The 26,723-nt window shown below is 69.2% G+C and carries 24 protein-coding genes and 1 pseudogene; 7 read left to right on the top strand and 18 right to left on the bottom strand.

All coding sequences use genetic code 11. From position 1 onward, the window contains the following. Positions 1 to 1,582 precede the first annotated feature (1,582 nt). The 3 genes from ACFV0Q_RS03260 to ACFV0Q_RS03270 form a co-directional block, all read right to left on the bottom strand. On the bottom strand, positions 1,583 to 1,921 hold the full coding sequence (locus tag ACFV0Q_RS03260; protein ID WP_384999651.1) for a hypothetical protein: 339 nt from the start codon (positions 1,919 to 1,921) through the stop codon (positions 1,583 to 1,585). Positions 1,922 to 1,941: 20 nt separating this feature from the next. Further along, the gene (locus ACFV0Q_RS03265) at positions 1,942 to 2,550 is read right to left on the bottom strand and encodes a hypothetical protein (protein ID WP_384999654.1); all 609 of its coding nucleotides are present in this window, start codon (positions 2,548 to 2,550) and stop codon (positions 1,942 to 1,944) included. Positions 2,551 to 2,889: 339 nt separating this feature from the next. Further along, entirely contained in the window at positions 2,890 to 3,321 is a 432-nt protein-coding gene (locus tag ACFV0Q_RS03270; protein WP_384999657.1) for a transposase, read from the bottom strand. Between the two features lie 304 nt (positions 3,322 to 3,625). On the opposite strand from ACFV0Q_RS03270, the gene ACFV0Q_RS03275 reads away from it, so the two are divergent. The 3 genes from ACFV0Q_RS03275 to ACFV0Q_RS03285 all read left to right on the top strand — a co-directional run bounded on the left by ACFV0Q_RS03275 (position 3,626) and on the right by ACFV0Q_RS03285 (position 6,264). Then, positions 3,626 to 4,903, top strand: a complete 1,278-nt coding sequence (locus ACFV0Q_RS03275) for a peptidase (protein WP_384999660.1) — start codon at positions 3,626 to 3,628, stop codon at positions 4,901 to 4,903. 17 nt (positions 4,904 to 4,920) lie between these two features. Next, positions 4,921 to 5,403 carry a hypothetical protein gene (locus tag ACFV0Q_RS03280; RefSeq protein WP_384999663.1) on the top strand — a complete coding sequence of 161 codons (483 nt, stop codon included), beginning with the start codon at positions 4,921 to 4,923 and terminating at the stop codon, positions 5,401 to 5,403. Positions 5,404 to 5,922: 519 nt separating this feature from the next. After that, a complete protein-coding gene (locus ACFV0Q_RS03285) occupies positions 5,923 to 6,264 on the top strand; it encodes a hypothetical protein (protein WP_384999666.1) in 342 nt (113 codons plus the stop codon). Positions 6,265 to 6,280: 16 nt separating this feature from the next. Here ACFV0Q_RS03285 and ACFV0Q_RS03290 read toward each other — a convergent pair whose 3' ends face one another. The 13 genes and pseudogenes from ACFV0Q_RS03290 to ACFV0Q_RS03350 form a co-directional block, all read right to left on the bottom strand. Next, the gene (locus tag ACFV0Q_RS03290) at positions 6,281 to 7,021 is read right to left on the bottom strand and encodes an NUDIX domain-containing protein (RefSeq protein WP_384999669.1); all 741 of its coding nucleotides are present in this window, start codon (positions 7,019 to 7,021) and stop codon (positions 6,281 to 6,283) included. Positions 7,022 to 7,107: 86 nt separating this feature from the next. Beyond that, positions 7,108 to 7,482 carry a DUF6009 family protein gene (locus tag ACFV0Q_RS03295; RefSeq protein ID WP_384999671.1) on the bottom strand — a complete coding sequence of 125 codons (375 nt, stop codon included), beginning with the start codon at positions 7,480 to 7,482 and terminating at the stop codon, positions 7,108 to 7,110. After that, positions 7,479 to 8,987, bottom strand: coding sequence for a phage/plasmid primase, P4 family (locus ACFV0Q_RS03300; RefSeq protein WP_384999674.1), 1,509 nt, complete (start codon positions 8,985 to 8,987; stop codon positions 7,479 to 7,481). The genes ACFV0Q_RS03295 and ACFV0Q_RS03300 overlap by 4 nt, the downstream gene beginning before the upstream one ends. Then, on the bottom strand, positions 8,984 to 10,042 hold the full coding sequence (locus ACFV0Q_RS03305) for a bifunctional DNA primase/polymerase (RefSeq protein ID WP_384999677.1): 1,059 nt from the start codon (positions 10,040 to 10,042) through the stop codon (positions 8,984 to 8,986). Before ACFV0Q_RS03305 ends, ACFV0Q_RS03300 begins: the two co-directional genes overlap by 4 nt. A 119-nt stretch (positions 10,043 to 10,161) precedes the next feature. Further along, a complete protein-coding gene (locus ACFV0Q_RS03310) occupies positions 10,162 to 11,595 on the bottom strand; it encodes an NAD(P)/FAD-dependent oxidoreductase (RefSeq protein ID WP_384999680.1) in 1,434 nt (477 codons plus the stop codon). 118 nt (positions 11,596 to 11,713) lie between these two features. Beyond that, positions 11,714 to 12,943, bottom strand: coding sequence for an MAB_1171c family putative transporter (locus tag ACFV0Q_RS03315; RefSeq protein ID WP_384999683.1), 1,230 nt, complete (start codon positions 12,941 to 12,943; stop codon positions 11,714 to 11,716). After that, the gene (locus tag ACFV0Q_RS03320) at positions 12,940 to 14,115 is read right to left on the bottom strand and encodes an MAB_1171c family putative transporter (protein WP_384999686.1); all 1,176 of its coding nucleotides are present in this window, start codon (positions 14,113 to 14,115) and stop codon (positions 12,940 to 12,942) included. The genes ACFV0Q_RS03315 and ACFV0Q_RS03320 overlap by 4 nt, the downstream gene beginning before the upstream one ends. Before the next feature lie 3 nt (positions 14,116 to 14,118). Further along, a complete protein-coding gene (locus tag ACFV0Q_RS03325) occupies positions 14,119 to 14,712 on the bottom strand; it encodes a toxin-antitoxin system, toxin component (RefSeq protein ID WP_384999689.1) in 594 nt (197 codons plus the stop codon). Positions 14,713 to 14,887: 175 nt separating this feature from the next. After that, positions 14,888 to 15,571: a transcriptional regulator gene (locus ACFV0Q_RS03330; protein ID WP_384999692.1), complete on the bottom strand. Its 684-nt coding sequence runs from the start codon at positions 15,569 to 15,571 to the stop codon at positions 14,888 to 14,890. A gap of 570 nt (positions 15,572 to 16,141) precedes the next feature. After that, a complete protein-coding gene (locus ACFV0Q_RS03335; protein WP_384999695.1) occupies positions 16,142 to 16,516 on the bottom strand; it encodes a DUF6009 family protein in 375 nt (124 codons plus the stop codon). Then, positions 16,513 to 16,854, bottom strand: a pseudogene (locus ACFV0Q_RS03340) (primase-like DNA-binding domain-containing protein); the annotation flags it as partial. The gene ACFV0Q_RS03335 and the pseudogene ACFV0Q_RS03340, both read right to left, overlap by 4 nt. Before the next feature lie 735 nt (positions 16,855 to 17,589). Next, positions 17,590 to 17,727, bottom strand: a complete 138-nt coding sequence (locus ACFV0Q_RS03345; protein ID WP_384999698.1) for a hypothetical protein — start codon at positions 17,725 to 17,727, stop codon at positions 17,590 to 17,592. After that, on the bottom strand, positions 17,717 to 17,953 hold the full coding sequence (locus tag ACFV0Q_RS03350) for a hypothetical protein (protein WP_384999702.1): 237 nt from the start codon (positions 17,951 to 17,953) through the stop codon (positions 17,717 to 17,719). The genes ACFV0Q_RS03345 and ACFV0Q_RS03350 overlap by 11 nt, the downstream gene beginning before the upstream one ends. Before the next feature lie 810 nt (positions 17,954 to 18,763). On the opposite strand from ACFV0Q_RS03350, the gene ACFV0Q_RS03355 reads away from it, so the two are divergent. Beyond that, positions 18,764 to 19,600, top strand: a complete 837-nt coding sequence (locus ACFV0Q_RS03355) for a serine hydrolase domain-containing protein (protein WP_384999705.1) — start codon at positions 18,764 to 18,766, stop codon at positions 19,598 to 19,600. A gap of 708 nt (positions 19,601 to 20,308) precedes the next feature. Here the strand turns inward: ACFV0Q_RS03355 and ACFV0Q_RS03360 are convergent. Then, positions 20,309 to 21,031, bottom strand: a complete 723-nt coding sequence (locus ACFV0Q_RS03360; RefSeq protein ID WP_384999708.1) for a hypothetical protein — start codon at positions 21,029 to 21,031, stop codon at positions 20,309 to 20,311. Positions 21,032 to 21,329: 298 nt separating this feature from the next. Then, complete coding sequence (locus ACFV0Q_RS03365; RefSeq protein WP_384999711.1) at positions 21,330 to 22,226, bottom strand: hypothetical protein; 897 nt, start codon at positions 22,224 to 22,226, stop codon at positions 21,330 to 21,332. Positions 22,227 to 23,046: 820 nt separating this feature from the next. On the opposite strand from ACFV0Q_RS03365, the gene ACFV0Q_RS03370 reads away from it, so the two are divergent. The 3 genes from ACFV0Q_RS03370 (at position 23,047) to ACFV0Q_RS03380 (ending at position 26,583) form a co-directional block, all read left to right on the top strand. Continuing rightward, a complete protein-coding gene (locus ACFV0Q_RS03370) occupies positions 23,047 to 24,813 on the top strand; it encodes a serine/threonine-protein kinase (protein WP_384999713.1) in 1,767 nt (588 codons plus the stop codon). 338 nt (positions 24,814 to 25,151) lie between these two features. Next, the gene (locus tag ACFV0Q_RS03375; protein WP_384999716.1) at positions 25,152 to 25,577 is read left to right on the top strand and encodes a hypothetical protein; all 426 of its coding nucleotides are present in this window, start codon (positions 25,152 to 25,154) and stop codon (positions 25,575 to 25,577) included. 676 nt (positions 25,578 to 26,253) lie between these two features. After that, complete coding sequence (locus tag ACFV0Q_RS03380; protein ID WP_384999719.1) at positions 26,254 to 26,583, top strand: hypothetical protein; 330 nt, start codon at positions 26,254 to 26,256, stop codon at positions 26,581 to 26,583. The last annotated feature ends 140 nt before the right edge of the window (positions 26,584 to 26,723 follow it).

Here is a 26,723-nt window from a genome sequence, read left to right on the forward strand (position 1 = left end):
AAGAATCTCAAGCAGGGATCATCCCCCATGTGCAGGGGCGCAGTCATCGGTGATGACCTCGACGGTCCCCGGGACGGGTTCATCCCTCCGCGCGCGGGGAGCAGAAGGTCATCCGCTGCGGCGAGTCGATCGCCCAGGGTTCATCCCCCGCGTGCGCGGGGAGCGGCTCGCCATCGTCGAGTTCCTCGGCCCCTGCCGGGGTTCATCCCCGCGTGCGCAGGGAGCAGCTTTCTGACCTGGAACTCTACTTGGGCTACCAAGCCTTCTGCTTCACTTCCGCAGAATCCGGCAAGAGGCAGATCTGCGATATACGCCCCCACGTTTCGCTGCCTATCCGTCCGAGCTAGCAGCGCTCTGGCCGCATGCTCAGCGCCAGATGCGGTTTGGCTCCCTGACGGCAGCGCTTGACGGCAACGTCCACGAACGATGGCAACCACCCAAGCCCTCCCAGTGCAGACTCCTCGCCCCCAGACATCGCAGGTCAGAGGAGGGGAAGAACTCCTGGTGCAGGGCAGCCTCACTCAGCACCACCCACACCAGTGGCGGGTTCTCGCGCTCCAGGAGCGGCTGATCTTCGAGGGGGAATCACGGAGGGCTCAGCCATGCTCATCTCTCTCCTCCTCTGGCCAGCCGGACCGCGGCTGTCGGGCGATGGAGCCAGAGGTCCAGACGAGGACTCAGACGGGTGGCCGGCCGGCTATCTGCCTTATGGAGTGCCGCTCCTATGCTCAAATGCCGGGATCTTTGAAAGTGCTGCAAAGAGACGATCGGGCCGGATAACGTCCCAGCTCAGAAAGCCTGCTCCCCGCACCCGCGGAGATGACCCCGACAGCCGCCCGCAGCCACTCGCGGAGCAGCCCTGCTCCCCGCACCCGCGGGGATGAACCCCAGACCCAGCAGCCGTGGACCCGCGAGGGCGGCTGCTCCCCGCACCCGCGGGGATGAACCCCACTTGTTCGCATGGCTGTGCGCCGAGACCTTCTGCTTTCCGCACCCGCGGGGATGAACCCAAGGCGGAGCTGATCGAGGGCGCGCACGCGGACTGCTCCCCGCATCCGCGGGGATGAACCCGTGGTGGTTACCTTCGAGGGCAGCATGGCTGACCTGCTCCCCGCACCCGCTGGGATGAACCCCTGCACAGACACCCGCCAGCCACACAACCGGACTGCTCCCTGCACCTGCGGGGATGAACCCGTCTTGGCGCCCGCGATGGTCTGCGTCCCGGTCTGCTCCCCGCACCCGCGGGAATGAACCCTCCGGTAGGTACCAGGGCTCCGCCGGGTAGTACTGATCCCCGCCGCGGGACGACAAGCACCCGTGTCGCTGGCGGGTCGGTTGTCCTGTGGTCTTTGTCCAGTGTGGTGACGGCCTCCTCGGCTCACCGCCGTGCAAGCACTGTGTCTGGGCTGCCGCACAGCCGCGACCCCATGTACGGCCATGCGGTTAGTTGGAAAGCGTTTTGCGGCAACCCGGGCCTGGTGACGGACCCACCGAATGATCATGGCTGTGGCCAACCTCTGGCCAGCATGACTGCCGACGAGTGGACGTGAGAGCCAAAGGCCCAGGTGGGAGCGTTGGGGAATTACGCCACGCGATCGGTCTTGAAGCCGTCCCGGGGCACACCGGCAACGGTGAGCCGGGGGCCTTCGAGGAACACATGGCCGGACGCGGCTCGCCTGATCCACGAACCGTGGCTGACGTCCTCCGAGTGGACCGAGCCCTCACCCCAGCCGTTCTGGCCCGAGGTGCGCAGGGAGATCTCGTGCGCCGCGGTGTTCCTGTCGAACATCATCCGGAGCTTGAGGTCGAAGGTCTCGTTCTCCTCGACGTCGACGGTGGCGAGCCGCTGCGTCCACACCTCCTCCGAACCGTCGGAGACGACCGGGTGCCAGCCCCACCTCCCGGTGCGATCGGGGCGCACACCTCCGGCTCGACGTCTCCTTACTTGAGGAACCCGCCCTTCACCCAGAGCGTCAGATCCAGCTGGTAGTCGTCGATGGCCTCGTGCCCGGTGTTATCGACGCGCATGGAGAACTCGCGCCAGTCCTGCCCCGTCCGGAAGCCGTCCCGCGGGAGCCCCTGCAGGCCGAGCTTCGGACCGGTGAAGACCGGGGTCTCCGCACCACCGCCCGTGCCACCGCCCTCGCCGACCACGCTGTCGAACCAGGTGAAGCGGGAGGTCACCCGGCTGCCGTCCTGGCTCCGGCCCTCGCCGCCTACGTAGACCTCGATCGGGGCGGCCGGGCTGTTCGCCGTGAAGGCCAGGCGCACCTCCACCGTGTACACCTCGTCCGGGGCGATGGCGCGCTCGCCCAGTTCGACCTCGTAGACCGTCTCGCCGCGGTCGAGTCGGAGGGTGACAGGCTGCCAGGTGCCGTTCGGCAGGCGGCGCTCGGCCTTGATGTGCTGGGGCTTCACGATCCCGTCGTACTGCGAGATTCCGACGGCCGGGACGTACGAGGCGAGGGCCCCACCGCCCCGGTTGTCGACGGTCACCGTGAGCTGCACCGGGCTGCCGCCGGGCTTGAAGTTCTTCGGAACGCCCTGCATCGAAACCTTCGGGCCCGCCGCGGAAGCGCGGGTGGCATCGGCGGTCTTCTGCTCTGCCTTGCCCGCGGGAGCCGGCTGAGCAGCGGCCTTCGGCTCGCCTGCTGAGGGCTTCGACTGGTCGGGCGCCCCCGTGCCCGGCGCTTCGTCCCTGAGTGCCGCGTCCGGCGCGGTGACGGCGGGCTTCTCCTACGCCATCGCGAGCGTGGCGGCCAGTACCGTCGGGCCGACCGCCGCGGCGGCGGCCACAACTGCCATGCGCTTGAAGTTGATTGGTTCCCCACCATGTTTCCGGGCGCGAGTGCCCGGCCCACCCCAACACGATTTTTGAACGCGCTCAGGCTACGTGGTCACAGCCCGAAGTCCTGCGGGGGTTGACCATGTTGCTGGTGCGGCGACTTTGCGTTGGAGGATGGAGAAGAAGATCTCTATCTGGTTGGTCCAGGAGGCGTGGACCGGGGTGTGGACCATGACGGCGTTGGGAAACGCCTTGGCCAGGCGGTCGATGGCGGCCTTGCCGCGGTGGGAGGAGCCGTTGTCGACGATCCAGAGGACGCGTTTCGCGCTGGCGTAGGGCTCGCTGGTCATGACCTGGGTGACCAGGTTCATGAAGGGCACGATGCCGGTGGTGGGCTCGCAGCGCGCGAGGACGCGGGCGTGGTGGACGTCGTAGGCGGCGAGGTAGGCCAGGGCGCCGCCGCGTCGGTACTCGTGGTGACCCGCATGCAGGTCTGGGTCGTCGAGCGCTGGATCACGCCATTCTGCTGCCGCCATATACCACCGGCCCCATACGGCCTGCGGTCTGCACCGGGGGTCGGCGGCCACCTCAACTGCCCCATCTCTTCAATTGGATTGTCGACTGGCGGTACCTCGTTGCACCTCAAAGACTGATCCCGGTCAGCCTCGCGCCGTGGCATCGCAGACCGGCCGCAAAATCGCGAACGTTAGTCTGATTCTCGAAGTAGGCTCCCACCGTCACCACGCGGCTCCTGCGCCACACCATGGGCCCAGTGCGTCATCGGGCGGCTGTGGTCAGGAGCTGCGCATCTTCGCAACTGGGGGGTCAGTGAAGAGAACCGTGAAATCCGCGATCGGAATCGGCGCAGCCGGTCTGGCGCTGCTTACCGTCACCGCGCCAGGAGCCCAAGCCGAGCCCGTACCAGCGCAGCACACCGAGGTCCAGATCGCCGCGATGGATCCTGAGCAGCGGGGGAAGCTGCTGGAGCCGCTGCGGCATCTCGCCGATGCCGTCGACACTGCGGGCAAGGCCAAGCAGTCCGACACGTACGCGGGCGTGCGCATCGATGCCCCGCACAACGTGGTGCATGTCTACCTGACCGATCCGTCCCGCGCAGCGAAGCTCATCGCGGCGGCCCGGCAGACTGATGTCGGCATCGACACGAAGAAGATCGTCGTCGAGCAGGTCCGCTACACCCTCGACGCCCTGCACGAGGCCCGGGACAAGCTGTTCGCCAAGTCCGCGGCGAGGAGCCTCCCCTACGAGATTCACTCAGTGGCGGTCAATGCTGAGGGGTCCTCACTCGATGTGGCAGTCGATGCTCCGGCCACGGCCATCGCCAGCACCCCGAAGGCTCTGAACGCCGGCGACGTGCCGCTGAACTTCATGCAGGGCCAGAAGATCGCGCCCGCCAGCTGGGCCGACATCAAGTGGCACGACAGCAGCCCGTTCATCGCCGGAGACGTGATCACGAACGGCGGCTCCTACTGCTCGGCCGGCCTGCCCGCCGTCCGCAAGAGCGACAACGTCCGTGTCATGGTGACCGCCGGGCACTGCTTCAACGACGGAGAGCGGATCTACACCGGAGCGGGCCCGACTCCCGCGTTCGGCCACTTCTACGACGGCCTGAACAGCCAGATCGGAAACTACGTCGGCACCGTCTCCGGCCTCGCCACCAACTGGGACGCCGAAATGCTCATCGGCGCCGACAACAACGCCGACGTAAGCGAGTCCACCGGCTACGCACCGGTGACGAGCTACGCCTACTCGCACAACGGTGACCCCGACGTGTGCCAGAGCGGTGCGGCATCCTTCTTCATGCAGCAAGGCACTGTCTGCGGCATCCGGGTCATCAACGATGACATCACCTACTCCATGGACAACGGCTGGACCGCGAGGGGGGTTCAGGGCACCCGGCTTCCGAACGCCCAATGGACCGTCGCCCACGGCGACAGCGGCACCATGGTCTTCACCAAGACCGGTTCCACACGCCAGGCCCGCGGGGTCGTCTCTGCCCTCTCCAGCCCGTACCAGACCTACGCCGGCAACTACGTCTACTGGACCGAGGCCACGGACATCTTCAACCACTTCGGTCTGAAGCTGAACCCGACCACGTAACTCGGCAGTGAAGGCGGGTGGCGATCCTGAAGGAGGCCACCCGCCCTCACGCGCTGCTGTCCCTGCAGGAACCGGGAGCAAGCCTGATGCGTCACACCGGCATGAATCCACGCTCACTTCGCGCGCGGGCAACCCTGGCGGCCCTGGTCGGCGCTTTCGCACTCGGTGGCTGTGGGCAAGCCGGCCAAGGCGGCATCCCGGAGTCAGGGCCCTCCTCAGCCTCCCAGCCCATCACGAAAGCGACCACCATCAGCGCGGACGGCCGGACCCTCACGACGGTCATTCCGGTGGGGGGCTGCCAGAAGGGCAGGCTCTCAGGGACCGAGACCGACACCGCGGTCTCCCTGACCTTGACGCTCACGACAGATGAGAAGAAGGGGGAAGCCTGCACGGCGAACATCAGACTGGAGCCGGTGAGTTTCACGCTCGAGAAACCGCTGGATGCCCGCAAAGTCGTTGATCGAGCGACAGGCAACCCGCTCCCCATCACACAGCCATAGAGGTCCGATCCTGAGACTGCCCGGTGGTGGCGAGCTGCCGCTGACCCGCATGTCCTCCCAGATCGTCCGGCCACGGCCGCCAGGAGGGCTGGCGCGGTTGGCCGCCCTCAGCCTCCTGGCCCTCTGGATCGGCGACGCTGCGTCCTGCCCGGGGCGGACGGCGTCCACGTGCGGGGAGTCGAACTGCCCCCGGCCAGGTCCGTGACCTCGGCGCCTTCCTGGGACTCCTCCACGCCGCCCTCCACGGCCAGCCGCCAGGCCCGCTCCCGGACGTCCCGCCGAGGCGAAGGCCGTGCAGCCGGATCCCGCCATGGCCGCAGCCGACGTCCTCACCGCGAAGCTCGGGGCGGGCACGGATTTCCAGGAGACGGCCGCGTCGTCCACGCCCACACCCTGGCCAAGAACGGCAAACACCGAGCTGCCCTGGCCGCTGCCGAGCACGCCCGCACTCTACTGACCAGCGCCCCGGGCGACGAAGTGCCGTTCTGGGCGCTGGCCTGGGGACCGCCGGCTGCGTCGGTGTACTCCCGCACCGCAAAGGTGCACGAGACCCTGGGCGACCACCGGGCCGCCGCCGACCACTACGCGCCGGCCGCCACAGCCCGGCCGGCCGATACGTACGCGCGGATCGTCGCCCTGGACCTGGTGGCGGGTGCCGAGATGCACCTCAAACGCGGCAGCATCGAACAGGCGTGCACCACCTGGCATCGGGCCATCGACCACATGGGCGGAGTCCGATCGGTCCGGACCCGCAAGGCCGTCTCACGCATGCGCGGCGACCTCGCACGCTTCCGCGCCCGCGGCCTACGGTGTGTAGCCGAACTCGACGAACGTGGACGCGGTTTCCTCGCCGGCGCCTGAACTGCCCCGCCGCGCCTCAACGCCCGGCGGTGTAGCGACGGACGACCGGCTCCAGGTAGTCCGCATGCGGCCCGGTCAGGCCGGCCAGCTCATCCGGTGAGCGCACCAGCGCAATGCTGTCGAGTTCGGGCTCACACCCCTGGGCCCGCTCGGCTGCCGCCGCGGTGGCGAAAGCCGCGCGCACCGCTGCCTCGGGAAGAGCCGGAGCAAGGTAGGTCAGGCCGACACTGCTGTTTTCCCCACGGGTAACGACCCACAGCCCCAGCGTCTCGGGGGCCGCGCCGATCCCCAGTTCCTCGACCAGCTCCCGCGCCGCCTGGCCCGCCAGTCCCCACTCGTCCAGCACCTCGCCGTCCTGGGGCGGCTCCACGGAACCACCCGGCAGCTGCCAGCGGCCCGGCGCAGCCGTGGAGGACGACATCCTGACCGCCAGCACACGGCCGTCATCGGCCGGCTGGACGACATTCACGAACAACGACGGCAACGCCGTGGCGCCGGGAACGCGACGCAGCGCGTAATGCCGGTAGGTGACCCGCACCCAGGACAGGAAAAGGATGCGCGGGCCCGTCCGCTCCAGCCCGGCACAGGCCACCACGGGCCCGTCGAACAGGGCCGGGTTGGCCTGGACCGCCTGGTCCCAAACCCGGTCTCTGGCCAGAGCATCCGACTGTGACAGCTTCGGCTCCTCCACCTCCGCGAGCCGGAGCCGTTCGACGTCAAAGAGGTCAACACCCGCCGGGGGCAGCGTCTCGGTCACCGGCCCAGCGTAAAACCCCGGAGCCTCTCCGGATGACCCAGTTGGATATAACTCTGCCGCCATCGGGCGCGCGCCAACGTTAAAGGTCAGGCCTCGGCGGCCTGGGCCGGGCGTTCGGAGCGGTCGGTCTTGCGGCCTCGGCTGCCGGCGGCCAGCGTGGTCGGGTCGACTGCTTCTGCGGGGGCACCGGTGGCGCAGAGGCCGTCGGGGACGGTGTCGCGGTCGTGGGGCAGGAGCCAGAAGAGGCGGCGGCGGAAGGTGCCGCTGGAGCGTGAGGGTTTGGCCTGGCTGCTGAGCTGTGCGTAGCCGACGAGGCGGCCGTCGCGGTGGTAGGCGGGCTTGCCTCGGCGGGTGGGAAGACGGTCGAGGGACTGGCGGACGTAGTCGAGTTCGGTGATGTCCTCGAGCCAGATGAGGTCGACTTCGTGGTGGATCTCGTCGTCAGAGATGAGGGAGCTCACGCGTTCTCCTCCTCTGCCAGCAAGCCGATGCCGGGATAGTACTTCTTCGAGTTAGACAAGATCATTTCTTTGGGTGAGGCCAGACCTACGAGCTCGCGTGCCCGTGCCGCGAAGGCGCGGGAGGAGATGGTGGGCGCGCCTTCGTTCTGGCACCAGGTGCGGTAGACGTTGTAGAGACGGGCCTGCTCGGCCCGGTGGTCGGTGTGGAAGGTGCAGCGCTCCTCGAAGAAGCGGCCGGTGTGGTCTTCGGTTTCCGCGTAGGCGGTGGTGGCGATGCGGACGGGGGCGGGGCCGGTCAGGTCCTTCTCGCCGGCGAGGTAGCGGCGGGCTCCGTCGATGAGCCAGGCGAGGATGCCCGGGCCTTCTTCGGTGACGAGGATGTCGGCCAGGTTGTCGATCTTCCGGTCGTCGCGGACGACGTTCTCGAACGGGACCAGGCGCATGCGGCGCCAGAACGCGAAGCCTCCCGTGCCGACCTCGGGGCGGTGGTTTCCGATGAGCCACAGTTTGTGGGTGGGGGCGAAGGAGAAGAAGTCCTGGCGCATCCGGCGGGCCTTGACCCGGTCTCCGCCCGTGAGGAGTTTGACGCGGGCCTCGTCGAACTTGTCGCCGGGCTTGACCTCCGAGCAGACGATCACCCGCCGTCCGTGGAGCTCGGCGAGCTCGGTGGGGTGGCCGTCGAAGGTACGGGCCATCAGGAAGCCGGGCGGGGCCGCGTCCGCGTAATCGCCCAGGAGCTTCATCAGGACGTCCAGGAGGACGGACTTGCCGTTGCGGCCTGTGCCGAAGAGGAACGGCATGACCTGCGCGCCGACATCGCCGGTGATGGAGTAGCCGAGCATCAGGTGCAGGAAGTCGATCATCTCCCGGCCTTCGGCATCGCCGCCGAAGGTGTCGGCGAGGAACCGGTCCCAGCGCGGCGTGGGCTGCGACTTCGGGCCGGTGGACGTCGAGCGGGAATGGAAGTCCTTGTCCGGCTGCGGGGTGCGGACGAGCCCGGTGTGGAGGTCGACGATCCCGGACGGGGTACACAGGGCGTAGGGATCGGCGTCCAGGAGTTCCGCGCGCAGGACCATGCCCGGGGCGGCCTTCGCCTGGGTGAGCATCGCGTTCATACCGGAAGTGCTCAGTGCCCGGCGCCGGTGCTTGTGGAGGGCCTGGTCGCTGTGGACGCCTCGCGGGTCGGTGGTCGCGATGGCTTCGGCGAGGTCACCGGCCGCCCAGACAACGGTGTCGTCCTCATCAGCCTGCCAGCGAGTGGCATCCCACCTGAACCAGCCCAGCCCGGGCACGTACTGATAGTCGCGCGCGTAGAGGCGCACGAAGAGCTTGGCATTGCCTCGGTCGGTGAGGGTGTCGGGGAGGAGGCCCGCGGGAGTGGCGTGCGCTGGTGCGGCGCTGGGGGCGGGTACGGGTGCAGGCCTGCTCTGGGCGAGGATCTGGGCGGCGACGGCCTCGGGGTCGAAGGCATAGCGGGAGCCGTGCGTACCGGTGGTCAGGCTCATCGACGGTCTCCAAGGTGCAGGGGGCGCTGAGCGCCGGCGGTCATGCCGCTGCGGATGATCTGGCCGGCACGGCGGTCCTGGCCGGGGCGGGCGGCTTCCGCCGTCTCGCGCAGGGCCTGCTCTGCAGCGGAATCGGTGAGGTGGCCCGCGGCGGCGAGTCCGCCAAGGGTGTAGGCCGCCCGGTTCAGCTTCTCCGTGAACCCGACCCCCTCCGGGAGTTGGGAGCAGGCCGCGACGTCGGAAAGGAGCGCGGCGAGGAGACGGGAGGTGCGGTCCAGGCCCCCGCCGGCGGCGAGGACGGCCTGACGCGCCCGCGGCGGTACCCGCCGGGGGGTCGCGGCGGCGGGCTCGGCCAGGTGGCCGGTGCGCCGCAGCTCCTCGGCGAGCCAGGCGGGTAGCGGGGCGGGCCGTAGTGCGGTGCCGACGGGCCGGTAGGTGCCGGCGGTGGTCGTCGTACCGGGGGCGATGATGTAGCCGCCGTGGGCGCGTACGTCGACCTGCCAGGCCAGGGCGCGCCTGCCGGAGCCGGTGGAGCACTGCCAGCGGCGGCCGTCCGTGACCCCGTACCAGACGTGCATGCCGCCGGAGGGAGTACGGACACGCAGGGTGGAGGCGTCCTCGGCCGGGGATGTGTGGCCACGCAGCGCCGCGAGTACAGCGAGGGACTGGTAGCCGGTGGTCAGGCCGGACAGGTCGATGTGCTCGCCGACGGGGATGCCGGGCAGGATCCTGTCGCGCGGAGGGAGTTCGCCGAAGTGGGCGTCGATGTCGATGACGACCAGGCCGGCCGGCCCGCAGGCGACGCCGACTCCCGGGGACGGGGTACGTCCCCACCATCGTTCGATACGGCGGCCGTCGAGGGTCGCGGCGTGGAAGCCGTGGCACCAGCGGCCGGCGGGCAGGCAGGGACAGCCGCTGTGGGTATGGCCCGGGGTGGCGCAGTCGCGGCAGTTCGCGGCAGGGGTCTTGCGGCCGGGGGTGAGGGGGAGCACGGGCCAGCCGCCTGCGACGCACCAGCGGGCCAGCCGGAGACCGTCGACTGGGCGCTCAGGCATCGGTTGTCCTGAGTCGCTGCGGGAAGACCGCAGTTCAGCGGGCATCTCATCCCCCTCGGAGCGACTGAAGCGACTGAAGTTTCACCTATGTCCCGCACACACGCGCCTGGCGCTCCCTCTCACTTCGGGTCGGCGGTCCGTACGAACGCCAGCTCCTGGGCCGTCAGGGGCGGTCCGCTCAGGGGCGGGCGCAGAGGGCCGCGCAGGGCACCGAGGAGGACGCGCGGCTTGACCAGGGTGGTCAGCGGGGCCTGGAGGGAGGTGACGTCGAAGAAGTCCTTGGTCATGGTGAAGCTGCCGCAGCACGTGTTCAGCAGGCGATAGGTGTAGCCGGACAGGACCTTGTCCTTGCGCGTCGGGGTGTTCTGGGCACTTCCCTTGACTCCCGGATAGAAAACGTCGTGTCCGAGTGCCAGGTCCCAGGCTGCCGCGACCGGTTTGGCCATGGCCTTCTGGACTCGTCGCGCGAGGTGGGGCGCGTCGACTCCGTCGGCTGCCGCAAGGTCGCGGAGCGCGAGCGCGGCCTGGGCGGCCACGGACATGGCGTGCCCGTAGATGGGGTTGAACGCCGCCAGGGCGTCGCCGAGGACGACGAACCGTTCCGGCCAGTTCCTGACGTGTTCGAAGTAGCGGCGGGTGTTGCGGGTGCTGCGGTTGACCGTGACGTCGGTCAGCGGCTCCAATCCGGAGATGATCTCGCCGATGATGGGGTGGCGCAGCCCGCGGGCGAACGGCTCGAAGTCTTCGCTGTTGGCCGTGGGCTCGCCTCCTCTGGTTCCGGCTGTGGTGACGATCCACTGGCCGTGTTCGATGGGGAGGATGCTGGCGCTCTGACCGGGGCGTGCCGTCCGGGGGTCGGACTGCACGACGACCAAGGGGAACCCGGCCGTTCCTTCCGGTGCGCGGAAGACACGGGTGGCGTACGTCAGGCCCAGGTCCAGGGAGCGCTCGGGTGCGGGTTTGACCCCCAGCTCCGCCAGGTGACGCGGGGCCCGCGAGCCCCGCCCGCTCGCGTCGACGATGAAGTCGGCTTCCAGGGCTGCTTCCCGGCCGTCGGCCCCCCTGATGCGAACGCCGGTGACGCGGGCGGCCGTGCCGGTGAGGCCCTCGACGCGGGTGCGCTGGAGGACGGTCACCCTCGTGTCGGCCAGTACGAGGTCGCGTACGACGTGGTCCAGCAGGTTGCGGCTGCACGCGATCAGGAAGGCGGTCTCGGCTCTCCAGCGGCGGAGCCAGCCCTCGGGAGTGAATCCGACCATGCCGGTGGGTATCGGGATACGGTTGGCACCGGCGGCCATCCATCGGTCGGTGACACCGGGCAGAAGGGCTTCGGCAGCGTGTACTCCGCTGCTCCAGAACATGTGTGCGTGGCTTGCCTGGGGAAGTCCCTTACGGGGGCCGGGGCCGGGCGGCAGTTCGTCGTTCTCGACGATGAGGACCTCGTCCACCACCTCGCGCAACGCGGCGGCTGCCAGAGTTCCGGCCAGACCGCCGCCGATGACGATGGCCCGGCGCCGTACCGCCACCGTGGGGGTGTTGCTGGGGTGGGTCATGTGGCTGCTCTCTCGCGGGCCGCCGAGGTCGGGCGGCATCGTTGTCGGAAGAAGGGGGCCACCCCGGACCCGAACAGGACGGATGGCGTGTGAAGGGTGTGGTGACAGGTCGGGTCAGTCAGCCATCCGCGCTGCCCAGGCGTGTCGGCGGAGTTTCGGTGAGTGGTCCGACGAGGTCGGCGGTCCCCTGGACGGGCGATGGCCGCCCCGATTCCCGGCCGGAGGTCTTCTCGAGAGCAGCCAGGACGCGCAGGGCGTCCGAGAGTCGCAGGAGTTGTTCGTCGTCGCCCGAGAGCATGTCCTCGATGCTGCATTCCCCTTGGTCGTCCTGGGTACCGCGCAAGGCGTCGAGCGCCGCGCCCACCAGGGCGACGTGGTGTGCCGCATCCGGTTTCAGTGCGCTGGGGAGCGCGTCCGCCTGTCTCTCATCATCCGTGTGGCGACCGAGACGGGGCGCGATCAGCCGGAGGCCGTCGCGGATATCGCAGGTCCGGCGCAGCTGGCGCTTGCCGAGCGAGGAGCTCCAGGGAATGCGCACCAGTTCGTACGGGGTCACCGCGCGCGCGGTCAGCCACAGCGGGCGCAGGCGCCGGTACTGGGACCACCGACGCCACAGACCCATCACGCCCTGGCTCGCGGAGGGCAGGGCGAGGCCGATGCACTGAAGGAGCGAGGCCAGTGAGGACACCGTCGGGGCGACGGTGGTGCTGACGCCGTCCCAGTCGTGGCCGGTCCATCGCGCGCCGATGGCCAGGAGCTTGCACGCGACGTAGCCCATGCTCAGGACCGAGCCGGTCACGATGAGGAGCAGCCCGTTCCGTAGGAGGCCCGAGATCTCACGGGACCAGCGCCAGCACAGGCGGGCCAGAACCAGGTTCGCCAGCCCGTAGGCCAGTACGTAGAGGACGACCATCTCCCGGAGGTACGGGGTGGTGGCGTAGTAGGTGTCGAAATCCCGGAGGCGTTCCTCGGACGGGTCTCCGAGGGCGAACAGGGTGAACTGTGTCGCGATCACCGCTCCGTAAATGCAGACACACCAGCGCGTGGCAGCGCGGCGCCGGTCCTCCGGGCCTCCGCGCCAGGTGATGGTGAGGTTGATGAGCGCTGCGCTGGCGGCGGTGACGATGCCGTAGACCAGCGGAACCGAGAAGTTGGGGATGCCCGTGAGCGCGTTCACCTGGGAGATCGTCGGCGGCGCCGCGAAGAAGAAGATGGCGGCGCCCAGCGGCAGGAGCAGGGATACGGAACGGACGAGGGGATCGCGCCAGTGTCTGACGAGGTCGGGCGCCCTCAGGGCGAAGGCGGCGCAGAGGACACCGACGAGAAGGTAGAAGTAGACGGTGGTCATGCGTGCTCCCTCTCCGGGATCGACCTGCCCTGATCCCCGGAAAGGAGGATCCGGGCCAGCGCGTGCGAGATCCGTACGAGATCGCGCTTTTCACCGGGTTCCGGCTGGAGTTCCCGGGAGGACGCGATCACGCGGCGCTCGGGGTCGGCACGCAGCGCGTCGACCGCCGCGATGACCATGACCGCGTCCGCGGCCGCGGCGGCGTTCTCGTCGGCGGCACCATGGGCCAGCGCGTCGGCCAGTGCGCGGGCACGCAGGGCGAGGTCGAAGTAGGGGTTGAGGGTGAGCAGTCCATCGTGGATGCCCGATTCTCGATGCAGCCGGCGTACGCCCATCGTGGAGAGCAGGGGGATCTTGACCACTGCCGTGGTTGGCGTCAGCCCGTGGAGCAGGCGTGACAGAGTTTCCAGCCGGCGGTACCGGGTCCAATCTCGCCAGGGTTCCTTGAAGCGCTGCACGATGAGGGGGACGCCGAAACCGAGGAGGATGAAGCAGAAGGAGACCGTGACGAAGGGCCGTGCCGTTTTGGTGCTGAGGACGTCCCAGTCGACTCCGGCCCATCGAGCGCCTACGGCCGCGAACTTGCACACGTCGAAGCCGAGGGTGATGGTGTAGCCCGCGATCATGAGGCCCAGGCCCGCACGAAGCTCCCGGGGCACACCGCTCAGCCAGCGCCGGCACAGGGACGCCATGATCACCGCCGCGGCGGAGTGGCCCATCAGGTAGAGCAGGATCATTTCGCGGATGTACGGCGTGTTGGCGTAGTAGGTGTCCAGGTCCTCCAGCCGTTCGACGGGTGCCTCGCCCAGGGCGAAGAGCACGAACATCGCAACGGCCAGGGCTCCGTAGGTTCCCGCGCACCAGCGTGTGGCCCGGCGGATCCGGGCCGGCGGGCCTCCTCGCCAGGTGATCATCAAGATGATGCCGGATCCACAGCAGGCCATCAGGAGCGAGTAGAGGAGGGGCGCGGCGAAGTTCGGCACGCCCGTTACCTCGTTGACCTTGACGATCGTCGAGGTCGCCCCGAAGTAGAAGACGCCCGTACACGTCAGCAGGTACATCACCACGGCCCGGAGAAGGGGATCCCGTACGTTTCTGCGCAGGCGGGGAAGCCGGACGAGAACGGCCACGGTCCCCAGCACGGCCGGAACGAAGAAGGCTAGATCGGACACGGGTCAGCCCCGTATGCCGTGCTGGCCGAGCGCGGCCGCGATGCGGCCGGACGTCGTGCCACGGTCGAGTACGGGTGCGTCGGGCACCGCCAGCAGGTGCCGTACGGCGTGTGCCAGTTCGAGGCCATAGCGCTCCGCGGCCTGTTCCTCTCCCTCGTGCTTCCTGGCGGCAGCCGCGTCCTGCTTCAGGAGGGCGGGGCTGTGGCGTCCGGCTACAGCCAGAGCGAACTCGACCGCCGCTTGTAGATCGGCGTCGTGGCGCAGAAGACGGGCGGCTGCCGAGCCCTCCGTCACGTGCTGGTGGCAGTGGCCCAGCTCCAGGTGGCGTAACTCGTGCCCGGCGATGACGATCTGGTGTTCGGCCACGGTCTTCCGTTCCACGATGATGAGGTCCTGCTCCCCGAGGTTCAGGGCGAGACCGCTGGCGGTGCCCGGAGGGAAGGGCGTGGTGCGGAACTCGATCCTGCGCCCCCGGCGCCGCCCCATGGCATCGCAGAGCGCGCGACAGACCTCCTCGGCCGGAACCGGAGATTTCAGATGGCCGATCCCATCCACGAGGGCGCCGACGGACTGCCGAATCTCCCGCTGCTTGAACACGTATCTCTCCCATGCCCCTGTTCCGCGAAGGGCAGGAGTTCGCGCCCTGGCGGATTCCACGCGACCAGCCCGCACCGCCCCCGCACAGCAGCCGACCGTTTCACCAACCCTCCGCGTCACGACCGGCGAAGGGCACAGCCCGACCAGTCCCCTGGCGCGTACCGGACAGCACGCCTCAGGACACATCGCCGGGCGGTTCCTCGTCGCCTTCGGCCGCGCGCTCGTCCATGTAGTTGTCGAGCCATTCGAGCAACTTGGTGCGCCCCTGATCGGGAAGCAGGGCGGCGCGCAGCGCGATGCCGTCGACGCCGTGCCGCTCGTAGAGACTCGACCGCCCGGCGCCGGCCGACTGCTCCGCCAGGACGCCGCGTTCACTGTGTTCCTGGTACTCCTGGAGCAGCGTTTTCTCGATGACGGCCAGGGCGCAGCTCAGCGCCTCGGCGTCCTCCGACTGGAGGGCGCCGGCGGGCCGCTCGAAGAACCGCTCCAGCCGTGCGCAATGGTCCATCGTCGGGCGCCGGTCTCCGCCGAACAGTGCCTGTACCTGCTGCCGGGAGATGCCGCTCTGCCGGGCGATCTCCCCATGCGAGAACTTGCGGCCGTTCTCCTTGAGGTACGTCTCGTGGAGCAGGTCGAGCCGCTGCCGGAACCGCTTGTGGATGTCCGGCTCGCCTGCCGGCCGCCCGTGGAGGAGCGCTCGTACGACGTCGAGCGGGACTCCTGAGGCGAGGCGTAGCTTGTCCGGATCCAGGACCTCGTCGCGGCTGCGGCCCAGCTTGGCTCCCAGGTCGACGACCCGTTCGACGGCTGCGGCCAACTGCGAGGCGACCACGGTCGGTAGAGAGAAGGCTTCTGTCACCGGCTGGTCCCCCGAAGTCGCGCTGGACGAATCACCCCGGCACCCGCGGGGGCGCCGACGCAGAGGCTGTTGCAAAACCGATCCTGCCACAGTCGTGGCAGGTGATCCATGGACCTCCGGCCAAACTGCCACGATGGTGGCAGAAAGCCGATGGTCGGCCCTACGGTTGCACAGCCACGCCGACAGGCGGCTGCTTCGGCTGACGGCACCCTGCGCCGCTTCGTACAGGGCCACCGGGCTGAACTCCTGCCCGAGGTGAGTCGTCGTCAGCTCCACCACACCCCGCCGGTGAACGTGCGGCCCTGACCGGCCTCGGGCCCGTCCACCGCTCCGCGATCGGCTCCTTGGAGCAGTCCCGGCAGATCGTCGAGGCTGCGCGGACGGCGCGCGATCGCCTCCTGGTCAAGTTCTCCTCGCGGTTGGTCTGCGGCTCGACCAGCAACCGCTGGTCCACCCACCGCGTTCGTAGCTGGTGCCGATCAGGTGCGTGTTGCTCCGTCGTACAGCGACTGAAGCGACCCCGAAGCTCGACATGAATGTGTGCGGCATCGAAGCTGTGGATGCCGGCGATCAGGCCTCGGCGGCCTGCGCGGGCCGTTCGGAGCGCTCGGTCTTTCGGCCTCGGCTGCCGGCGACCAGCGTGGTCGGGTCGACGGCTTCAGCTGGGGCGCCGGTGGCGTAGAGGCCGTCGGGGACGGTATCGCGGTCGTGGGGCAGGAGCCAGAAGACGCGGCGGCGGAAGGTGCCACTGGGGCGTGAGGGTTTGGCCTTGCTGCCGAGTTGTGCGTAGCCGACGAGGCGTCCGTCGCGGTGGTAGGCCGGCTTGCCGCGGCGGGTGGGGAGACGGTCGAGGGACTGGCGGACGTAGTCGAGTGCGGTGACGTCTTCGAGCCAGATCAGGTCGACTTCGTGATGGATCTCGTCGTCGGAGATGAGGGAGCTCATGTTTTCTCCTCTTCGGCGAGCAGTCCGATACCGGGGTAGCACTTCTTCGAGTTGGACAGGAGCATTTCTTTGGGTGAGGCCAGGCCCACTGGCTCACGGGCCCGTACCGCGAAGGCACGGGAGGAGATGGCGGGCGCGCCTTCATTCTGGCACCAGGGGCGAAAGACGCTGTAAAGGCGGGCTTGTTCTGCGCGGTGACCGGCGTGGAAGGGGCAGCGTTCCTCGAAGAAGCGGCCGGTGTGGTCCTCGGTTTCCGCATACGCGATGCCGGCGATGCGGACGGGGCCAGGTCCGGTGAGATCTCTCTTGCCGGCAAGGTAGCGGCGGGCACCGTCGATGTGCCGAACGAGGCTGCCCAATGGGGTGCGCCGGTGCGGCGTTGGGGGGGCGTGGACGGGTACCGGCCTGCTCTGGGCGAGGATCTGGGCGGCGGCGAGAACAGCCTGACGAGCCCGCGGCCGTACCCCGGGGGAGGAGCCGGAAGATGTCCGGTGCGCTGCCGTTCCTGAGCAAGCCATCCCCGGAGCGATGCAGGCTGCCGGATGTGGCCGATGGGCCTGTAGGTGCCCTCGGTGGTGCTGGTCCTGGGCACGATGCGGCGAGTACAGCGAGGGAGTGGTAGCCCCTGGTAAGACCGGAAAGGTCGATGTGCTCACCGATCGGGATGCCGGGCAGGGCCTTGTCCCGCTGCGGGGGATCGCCCTCGTGGGAGTCGATGTCGATGGCCGGCTGTACCGCAGACCCTCCTACGCCCACGGCAGGGGTGAGCCGCCCTGAGTCGCTGCGCGAAAACCGCAGTTCAGCGGGCACCTACTACCCTTTACAGCGACTGAAGCGACTGAAGCCTCCTCTGTATGACGCACACACGCACACAAGAAAGTGTCCCCATATACCTGAAGTTGAGTCTCTTCAGTCGCTATCTCACCTGAAACACCTCTCTGACCTGCAGCTTTATCGGCGACTCAGCAAGGCGACTCAACCTCACCTCGGCCGCTCTGCCCCGGACGGCGTGACCTACACACCCGCTTCGCATGGGCTTCCGCGGGCCGTCGGCAGGTTCGGCGCCGACCCTCCTACCCGTGCAGGAGCCGTACACCACGTGGCCCGTGTTCCAGGCGGTGCGTCTCGTTGGCGGTGAGCTTGGCGAGCCGGGTGAGTGCGGGCTCCACCATGACGACGCGCGAGCGCCGCGCGGCGTGCTCAGGCGACACGGGGCTGCTCGTCGGCGAGGCGGGCGCGGTGGCCGTCGCGGGCCGTTTCCCGCGGCACGCCGGACTCGGGCAAGGAGTAACCGTTCACAGCGATGTCCTCCAACACCGAAGCGAGGACGTCGGCCTTCGCGCGCTCCGCAGCCGCGTACGCGAGGACGGACGCGGCCGTGTGCTCACCGACGGGCTGACGGCCGGGCACGGACGCGGTGGCCGGCTGCCGGCTCATCCGGGGCTCCTGGCTGTCATCTGGCCGGTGGAACCACGCCATCGCCACAGCGCGGCACCGGAGTCGCTGCTGGCGAACCCCGTCTCGCTGGGACTCAGCCGTACACGGTAGGTCTGCTCGATCCTCGGCCGGGTGGGAGGACGAGACGACAGTGACGATGTCCCGGTCCCGGCCCGCGTCCGGCGTCCCTTCCCGGCCGATGCCGAAGCGGGCCCGGCGCGATATGACAAGCCCGCGCTCAGGCGGCCGTGGGCCGCCTTGCCGGTGCTCTGCCCTGCGTGTGCCACGGTACTTACCTACGCCCATCTGACCAGGTACTCCCGGTGCCGCATCCACCCGCCGTCGGCGAGCAGCGTCGGTTCGCCCAGTACCATTCGGGTCGCGGCGACAGACCGTCATGCCCTGCGCAGACCATGCCTCGTGGAAGGTATCGACCGCTGCTTGGTTCGAGGCGGTGCCCGCGAAGTCGGGCGCCCCGGTGACGCTCGGTGGTCACGCGTGACGCCCTTGGAGTCGAAGCCGAGGTCGTCCTTGCAGGAGGCGTTGCCCATGTCGTGCCCGCCTGGACCGTGAAGTCCTCCTGTTCCGCCACGGCCAAGTGATCGCCAGCGGCGCCCAGGCCCTGGCCGTGTACATGCGCCACTCCCCCAGCCGCCGCTGCCAACTGGCCGGGGCAGCCATCCAGGCCCCCCTCCTGCGCAACGCCGCGCGACATATCTACCGTTGGGTGGCCCACCACCGGCACCGCATGCCCGCCGGGACCCCGGCTTGCGCCGTTCCGCCCGCCCGCCCCTGAAAGGACCCGCGCCCGTGTTACGGACGCGCACGCCCACATGTGTCGTCACCAGCGCCGCCGCGCCCCGCACCACACATGGCCACCACCCGGACCGCTACGTCCAGATCGGTTCACTCACCAAGGTCCTCACCGGCACCGCCTTCGTCCGCATGGCCTCAGCCGGCCTGCTGGGCGCCGCCGACCCGGTGGAACGCTGGCTCCCGACGCCCCACGGGACCGGCATCACCCTGCAGCATCTGGCCGAACACACCTCCGGTCTCCCCCGGCAGCCTCCTGGGCTGCCGGGCAAAGACCCCTACCGCAGCTTCGACACCGCAGCCCTGAACCAACTGCTGGGCAGCTTCCATGAGATCACCGTCGCGCCCGCCGGCACGACCGAGGAGTACTCCAACCTCGGATACGCCGTTCTCGGCGCGGCCCTGTCCGCGGCGGCCCAGCTGCCCTACGAACAACTCATCCGCGACCACGTCCTCACGCCCTTGGGCATCCGCGAGATCACCGCCCACCCACCGGCGGAGCGCTGCCTGCACCCCACGGGACTCTTCGGACGCAGACGGACCCAGTGGGCTCTGGAGGGGGCCATCCTTCCCTCCGGCGGCCTCTGGGGGACCCCTCGTGCCACCGCCGACCTGCTCAAGGGCCTGCTCGTCGACCGGAAACTCGGCGATCCCGCACCCACCTGGCAGACCACCGGCCTCGTCACCTGGCACAACGGCGCGACCGGGACCTCGTCCGCCTTCGCCGGCGCGCTCCCCAACGGCGCCTGGGTCCTGATTCACAAAATCGGCGGAACCTCCAGCGACACCGACCACATGGGCATCGAACTCCTCAGAGACCTGCACCATGCCTGACACGTCCCGGTCCGCTACCAGCATGTGGCTGCGTAGGGCCCCGAGAACTCCAACTTCCGCGTGACCTCTCTGATCCTCATCGTGCTGTGTGGGCTGGGCAGGCGAGCGTTATGTGGCTCCGGCTTGGCCGTCAAGCGATCATGATCAGCGGACCGCTCCTACCGTTCGGCGACCCGTGGCACGCTCACCAGCGGGTTCAGCTGGTTCGCGTGCTGGGGCCACGGCGATCCCCACCAGGGTCAGAACGACATCTGGTACTGGACACAGCTAGACAACGGTCAGTGGGCAACGTCCCTGCCGTGTTCGTGCACACCGGCGTGGACCCAGCCCCTGGCCTGCGGCAATGCTGAGTTCGTAGCCGGATCTGAGCCTGCAGTTGGCCAGAGCGGCCAACTGCAGCTCGATGCGGTAGACCCGATCCTCTTCTACACGACGTACCACCTCGGGCCCCGCGGCGAGCAGTATGGCAAGCCCTACCCCCTCTTGGAGCGGACGCTCACCGAGTCGATCAGAGCCTCGATCGCGACATTCATCATGCGCGGCCGCGAGTACCTCGCCCAGTAGGCCAGAGGCCAGGTTGTTGGCAACTCCGCTATCAGAAGTCGCGGAATGGTCTGCCCCTCATGCCGAATTGCAATGTGGGTGAGACACCAGTCCCGAGGTTCGAGTGGTTCCGGCTCTGAGTCAGAGTGCTCGTCGCTCGGTGGCTTACCGCAGGATGGGGCGGTTGGCTGCTGCGTATTCATCCGCGATGTTGAAGACACTCTCGCAGTTGGGGCACTCCGCCTTGCCGAAGAGGTTGAGGATTCCATTGGCGAGTACGCTCTCCTCGTCCCGGGCGGTGATCTCGTGCATCCATTGGCCGACGCCGGACAACTGCTCGGCGGGTGTCGGCCGCAGGTCGCGCCGGTCCACGTCGCCCAGATCCCAGTCCCGGATCGCCGAGTTGCGGCCATAGCAGCCGATGGCGATGGTCACCTCCGCGGCACAGTGGGGGCAGTCCAGGCCGTAGAAATCGTCCGTGAAGTCTCCCAGGACGGCCGCCCAGTGGTACTCCTCCTGTACCGCGAGCAGCGCGCGGAAGGCGACGAGATAGTCGGCCGGCCTTGATCGTAGGTGCCTGTCCAGCAGCCCACGGAACTCCACGATGGAGTCAGCGCAGCCCTCCAGCAGCTCGTCGCAGCCGTGCTGCCCTGCGGCACGTTCCATAATTTCCCCGGCCAGACGGCGTGCGTCCGCGTTGCCCGAAGCAAGACGTACCAGGCGGGGCAGCGCGGCGAAGCCGGCGGGGCATACGAGGTCGTGTTCGAGGACCAGCCTGTACCCCAGCTCCTTCCACGCTTCCGCATCGCTCTCGCGCTCCAGCTGCTCCAAGAGCTTGGGGACGCGGTCGGCGCCAAAGCGACAGTCGTACGTTTGTGCCCAGTTCATCACCCGGGTATTTAATCGCTCGCCGGAGCGGCACAGGGGCGCGCCGTCCGGTGTGCGCCCGCCGACGCGGCGCTTCCACCCGCATGGTGACCACGCCGGCCGTCGACGCCCGCAGTTCGCGCACAGCGGCCGACCGTCCTGCCGGCGGATCTCGACGCGTCGTTGCCGGCCGCAGCTCGCACGGGCGACCGCACAGCGCTGGAGGTTGTTGCACGATCCGCACTGCGGGCTACTGGCCCGCCTGTAGCCGCGCCCGTTCACGCCCGGTTGGGCCCGTGAGACCCAACAGGCCCACCGGTCAACCCGCGGTCCCATGAGGGGCGACACGTACGAAATCGCTGCGCCCGGTCACCGGGTTCAGCACCGCGACCTTCAGCGGGCTCCCGGCGGCAGCCTGGATACGGGAGAGCCACGTCTGATTCGGCACCAGGATCGTCAGGTCCTTCGGCCACCGGACGAGCGCCTTCGGATCAGGACACACCACCCCGGCCAGGTTGAACCCGTCGCTTCCCCATCTCGCCCGGGAGTAGACGAGCAGCCCGTCGCCGTGAGCCGGGCTCTGAGCGGCGTACTTGATCGCCCTGCCCGAAGCGGAACGAACCATCTGTGTGAAGGGCTCCCACACCGAGGCATCCAGGCCCACGTACTCGAAGAAGCTCGCCGGCTGCTGCAACTCCGCCTCCCGTTCCCGCTTCCGTTCCCGCGCGCGCTCCTCGACGGCCTGGCGGCGCTGCGCGGCTGCGGCAGCTCGTTCCTCGGCTTCCTGGCGGCGACGCTCGGCGTCGGCGGCCCGCTCGACGGCTTCGGCCTCGGCCTCCAGCCGGGCGCGGGCGACGGCCAGGTGCTCGTACGCGGGAGCCGTCCACCACACCGTGCCGTTCATGCCGGTGTGGACGTGTACCCGCTCCTCGAGGACCCACTTGATCGCGTCACCGAGCGAGCAGGTTATGTGCTCCCACTTCGCCTTCGCCTTCATGGTCCGCGGGGTCCACGCGTAGCGCACCATCCCGTGCCACACCGTCCAGGCCTCCCCCGGCCGCTGCGGGAAGCGCACCCGCAGCGAGGGCACGACGCGCTCCCACGGCCGGTCCTGCAAGGCGACCCAGCACACCGCCACCCCGTCCCGCGGGTAGCGGTCCGTACGCATCCGGGCGTCCTGCGGCGTCATCGGCGACAGCTGCGCCTCCAACGCCATGAAAGGGACGGCCGTGCTCGTCGAAGACCATCACGTCGGCGCGCCAGTTCCGGGTCTCGCTGCTGACTTCCAGGTCCGCCCGCCGGCCCGCCGCCAGGGCCGCCATGGCCGGCTCCAGCTTCAGCAGGTGGTGCTCCGGAGACTCGTTCGCCAGCTCGCAGTCATCCGGCCGCACCTGGTGGTAGAAGTTCCGGGCACTACGCTGGGAGACCCGGGCGAAGACCCGTCCCCGGCACTCCGGACACGCCAGCTCCAGCTCCTTGACGCGATGGACATCCGTCCAGGCGCGACCACACCCGAGATCGTCCAGCGACGCGTCCAGCCTGCCCCATAACGGGTGTACGGCGGTGTACCCCATGAGCCCCCCTCGTGCGCCCCACCGTCGGCGTCCCCAGCCCAAGACGGGCTCACGCCCCTCGCGCCCGGTGCGCCGCCGCGTCCTCTCCGCCATTCTCCGCCAGGCGGAGGAGGACGCCCGTTCCGTCCGATGTCCGCTGCGCAGGTCACGCCCCCTTCCACACCGCACAGACGTACGCGGACGCGCGCCAACGAGGGTCACGAGGCTTGCTTGAGGGCGTCGACGAGGCCGTCTCAACCCACATGTGGGAGCGGGCGGGGGATGCCGGCCGCCGCGGTCTTCCTGTAGGGGACAGCCTTCGACAGCGCGCCGTGAGGCGTTCTTGAGGGCAGCCAGTCACCCGACGTGCGTGGACAGGCGAAATGCGGCTGCCTCACCTGCGTCGAACTGGGGACTGGTGCGGGCCACCACAGCCCGAGCCGCATAGGGTGGGCGCAAATTCGCAGGCGGCAGGGGGCATTCATGAGCGGATCCGCGACGACCGAGGTGTTCCAGACACTGGAGGCGGACGACCCGCCCATGGTCGCCGGGTACCGGATCGCTGCCAGGCTGGGCGCGGGCGGCATGGGCAAGGTGTACCTGTCCCACACCCCTGGAGGGCGAGCCGTCGCCATCAAGGTGATCAGGCCCGAGTTCGCCCAGGACCCCGAGTTCCGCCAGCGGTTCCGTCGCGAGGTTCACTCCGCCCAACGGGTACAGGGCCTGTACACCGCGCCCGTCATCGACAGTGATGCCGACGGGCCGAGTCCCTGGCTGGCCACCGCCTACGTGCCGGGGCCCACGCTCTCCGCGGCGGTGTCCGAGCACGGGCGCCTCCCCGCCCGGACCGTCCTCATGCTCGTCGCCGGGATCGCCGAGGCCCTCCAAGCCGTCCACAGCGCCGGCATCGTGCACCGAGACCTCAAACCGGCCAACGTACTGCTCGCCTCGGACGGCCCCCGGGTGATCGACTTCGGCATCGCTCGCGCCGCCGACGCGACCTCGCTCACGGCCAGCGGGGTCGCCATCGGAACGCCCTCCTTCATGGCCCCGGAGCAGGCCACAGGCGGGGAGATCAGCGGCGCCACCGATGTGTTCGCCCTCGGCCAGGTGGCTGCGTACGCCGCGTTGGGCGCGCCCGCGTACGGCGAAGGCCCCTCGCACGGGGTGCTCTACCGGATCGTCCACGAGGAACCCGACCTGAGCGGGCTCCCCACCGAACTTCGGACCCTTGTCTCGCGCTGCCTCGTCAAGGACCCCGCCGGCCGCGCCTCGTTGACCGAAATCCTCGACCTGTGCGGTGCCGCCGCGGACCAGACACAACTGCGCAGGCCCGAGGACTGGCTCCCGGCCGGACTCGCGGCGGGCATCTCCGAACGCCCGCCGGTCCCGAACCCGGTCCCGAACCCGGCACCGAACCCGGTACCGACCGCACCGGCCTTCCCTCCCGCCCCACCGACGCCCCGGCCCGCCACCACCCAGCCGACACCTCAATCGGCCACAGCCTCCGCGATCTCGCGGCCAGTCGGACCTCCGCAGCCCGTCGGGCAGTACCAGACCCCGCCCACGGCACACCACCTCCAGGGCTACGGTCCCCCCGGCGGCTACGGTCCGCCACAGACCGTCCAGCCTGCGCTCCCGATGCCCATGGCCATGCCCATGCCCGGTCACCCGTACGCGCCGCCCGCCCGACCGCGCAACCGCACCGCCGTCATCCTGGTATCCGTCTTCGGAGGGCTGCTGCTCCTCCTCGCCGGCTGCGGAGCCATGCTCAACATGACCCGCGAGGCCGACGACCGCAGGACCGCCGGCGGAGCCGGCAGCGAAGCGAGCGCTTCCGCCAAGGCAACGCCCCGACCCGACCCGCAGCCCGAGACGTATACGGACATCAAGCTCACGTCGGACTACCACCTGAAGTTCGCCGACGTCCCACTGGAGCCCGTCGAGTACAGCAAAGACGACGTCTTCTACTCCTGCGGCTTCGGAAGCTGCGAATTCGCCACCTTCAGCGCCAAACTCGCCCGGCTCGACAGTGACTCCGACGGCTCCCGCCAAGCCTGCCGTCAAGAGACCCGCTTCGCCACCCGCATCCCCACCGAGGCCCTTCCGAAGGGAGGTCGCATGTGTGTGAGGACGGATAACGGGAGCATCGCGATGATCACCTACAAGGGCAGCTCGCCGAAGGGCGACCCCAGCACGTACACCACCCTGGACGTCACGGTGTGGAGGGGAGCAGACCGCAAGGACTGACGTGATAGTTCGCCCCTGTGACAGGGGGGCGCGAAACGGTGCGCGCGCGATGGACGCCTCAGTTGCCGAATTCGGGGTCAGCCGGCGAGTTGATGGCTGAGGCGTTCGAGCCGGCTGGTCCGTGCGGGGCAGGAGGTCGCTGGTCCAACCGGCCGTGGTCTCCGGCGCACCACCTGGGACGGGTCCACGGTGGCGATGGCCTCGGCCGAAGAGATCAGAACCTGTATCGAAGTTGCCCGAGCCCGTCGCCGCGTTGGCCCGCGTGGTCGCCGCCGCGATCCTCGCCCGAAGTCGAGTCCGGCGACCGGCGCCGCGACCCACGACACGAATGAGATCCGATGAGAACCTATCGCTACAAGGTGCAAAGGAGTGGCTTCGGACTGTTTGTCGGGATCGCAGCCGAAGCCATCCGGCTGGCGGCGCCGCCCACTGCCGGCGCCCCCGTCAGTGACCGGGTCTGGCTGGACGCTTCCGAGGTCGACAACGCCTACTACGGCAGCCGGCTGACACTCACCACGCGTGAAGTCGCCACGCTGCAACTCGGCCTGGGCAAGGTATCCGCCGACATCGAACGCGTCGAAAGCAGCCCTTACATCCTGATCGCAGTCCGAGCGCTGGAGATCATAGAGGTCGATTACGCAGAGGTGGCCCTCGCGCCGGCGATCGCCGGGTGGGCCGAAGCGGAGTTCTCTCTGGCACCCGGCCACTGCCACGCCACTCGCGACAGCGCCACCGGCGAGTTCACGTTGGACTGGGAGGAGTGACCTTATGACCCATGGTGTCGTTGGGTGCGATCACACCCAAGACATTCGGACAGTTCCCATACCCGACGTCGCCATTGGTCGAAGACGAACAGAGCGGGACGGACGGGCAGCCCGGCACCCGCGAGGGCCCGCAGGGCGGCGAGATCGCGGCGGACCTTCGCGACCGGACCGTCCATGATCTGCTTGACGGCGCAGCAGCCGGTCGCGGTCTCCACTCGCCAGTTCCGGTTCATCAGCCCGTCGGTCAGGGCAGACCGGAACAAGCCGACCCGCGGAAGGTGCCGGTGCCACCTCGGCCGGCGAGGCGACGCAACTCACCTGTACGGCTATCGCACAGCCCATTTCTCCGGCAGCAGGGACCGCCGGCCCGCACGGACTCTCTGCTCGCAGGTCCCATCGTGCCGGTCCCGCCCGGCGGTCGACTTTCGCTTCGACCGGTCGGCAGGGCAGGACCCGCCTGTTCCATCAGGACACACCCGCGTTGCGGCCATGGACCGGAGGGACAGGGGCTCCAGCGGCGGTCGGCGCGTCAACCACGGCACCGGCCTCTACGAAGAGCGGAACACCGTCATGCGCCTGATCAACAAGCTGAAGTCACGGCATCACACAGGCCCGAGTGAGTACGAGCGCTCAGGCGCGGCGGAGCCCGGCACGCTTGGCTGTACCCATGAGTGAAATGACCACAGCCACCGCAGCCGCCCCCACCGACCGGGACAGCGGAGCGGTACCCGTCTGGACCTCCGTGCTGACGGTGGTCCTCGCCCCCGTGGCCTTCCTCTTCGGCGGGCTCTCCCCGATGGCCGCGGACAGCTGCGGCCCCGGTCAGTGCGCGGCTCTCGAAGCGACCCTGTCGGTCGTCGCCGTCTGCTGGTTCGCTTCCTGGACCCTCACCCCGCTGCTCGTCCTGGCGTCCTGGTTCTTCTCCGGCACCGCCGTCGGCCGCTGGAGCGCGTGGACCGCGCTCGTCCCGCCCGTGATCGTGATCCTGCTCGTGCTCGGGCTCTGAGGGCCGGGGCGGGGGCCGGCAGGCGCTCGCCCCGCAGCAACGACCAACCGACGCCCGTGGCGACGCAGCGTGGGGGGGGCCCCGGGGGCCCCGCCCCGGCCGTGAGTAGGGCGTAACAGCCCCCCGGGGGAACAAAACCA

This window comes from Streptomyces sp. NPDC059564, from assembly GCF_042735575.1.
Taxonomy (GTDB): Bacteria; Actinomycetota; Actinomycetes; order Streptomycetales; family Streptomycetaceae; genus Streptomyces.

Excerpts from the sequence above, each read along its gene's own strand:
- ACFV0Q_RS03375 (WP_384999716.1), top strand. The coding sequence starts at position 25,152 with ATGAGAACCTATCGCTACAAGGTGCAAAGGAGTGGCTTCGGACTGTTT.
- ACFV0Q_RS03370 (WP_384999713.1), top strand. The coding sequence starts at position 23,047 with ATGAGCGGATCCGCGACGACCGAGGTGTTCCAGACACTGGAGGCGGAC.
- ACFV0Q_RS03350 (WP_384999702.1), bottom strand. The coding sequence starts at position 17,953 with ATGAGCCGGCAGCCGGCCACCGCGTCCGTGCCCGGCCGTCAGCCCGTC.
- ACFV0Q_RS03380 (WP_384999719.1), top strand. The coding sequence starts at position 26,254 with ATGACCACAGCCACCGCAGCCGCCCCCACCGACCGGGACAGCGGAGCG.
- ACFV0Q_RS03265 (WP_384999654.1), bottom strand. The coding sequence starts at position 2,550 with ATGCAGGGCGTTCCGAAGAACTTCAAGCCCGGCGGCAGCCCGGTGCAG.
- ACFV0Q_RS03360 (WP_384999708.1), bottom strand. The coding sequence starts at position 21,031 with ATGAACTGGGCACAAACGTACGACTGTCGCTTTGGCGCCGACCGCGTC.
- ACFV0Q_RS03315 (WP_384999683.1), bottom strand. The coding sequence starts at position 12,943 with ATGACCACCGTCTACTTCTACCTTCTCGTCGGTGTCCTCTGCGCCGCC.
- ACFV0Q_RS03270 (WP_384999657.1), bottom strand. The coding sequence starts at position 3,321 with ATGGCGGCAGCAGAATGGCGTGATCCAGCGCTCGACGACCCAGACCTG.
- ACFV0Q_RS03305 (WP_384999677.1), bottom strand. The coding sequence starts at position 10,042 with ATGCCTGAGCGCCCAGTCGACGGTCTCCGGCTGGCCCGCTGGTGCGTC.
- ACFV0Q_RS03310 (WP_384999680.1), bottom strand. The coding sequence starts at position 11,595 with ATGACCCACCCCAGCAACACCCCCACGGTGGCGGTACGGCGCCGGGCC.
- ACFV0Q_RS03335 (WP_384999695.1), bottom strand. The coding sequence starts at position 16,516 with ATGAGCTCCCTCATCTCCGACGACGAGATCCATCACGAAGTCGACCTG.
- ACFV0Q_RS03365 (WP_384999711.1), bottom strand. The coding sequence starts at position 22,226 with ATGGCGTTGGAGGCGCAGCTGTCGCCGATGACGCCGCAGGACGCCCGG.
- ACFV0Q_RS03300 (WP_384999674.1), bottom strand. The coding sequence starts at position 8,987 with ATGAGCCTGACCACCGGTACGCACGGCTCCCGCTATGCCTTCGACCCC.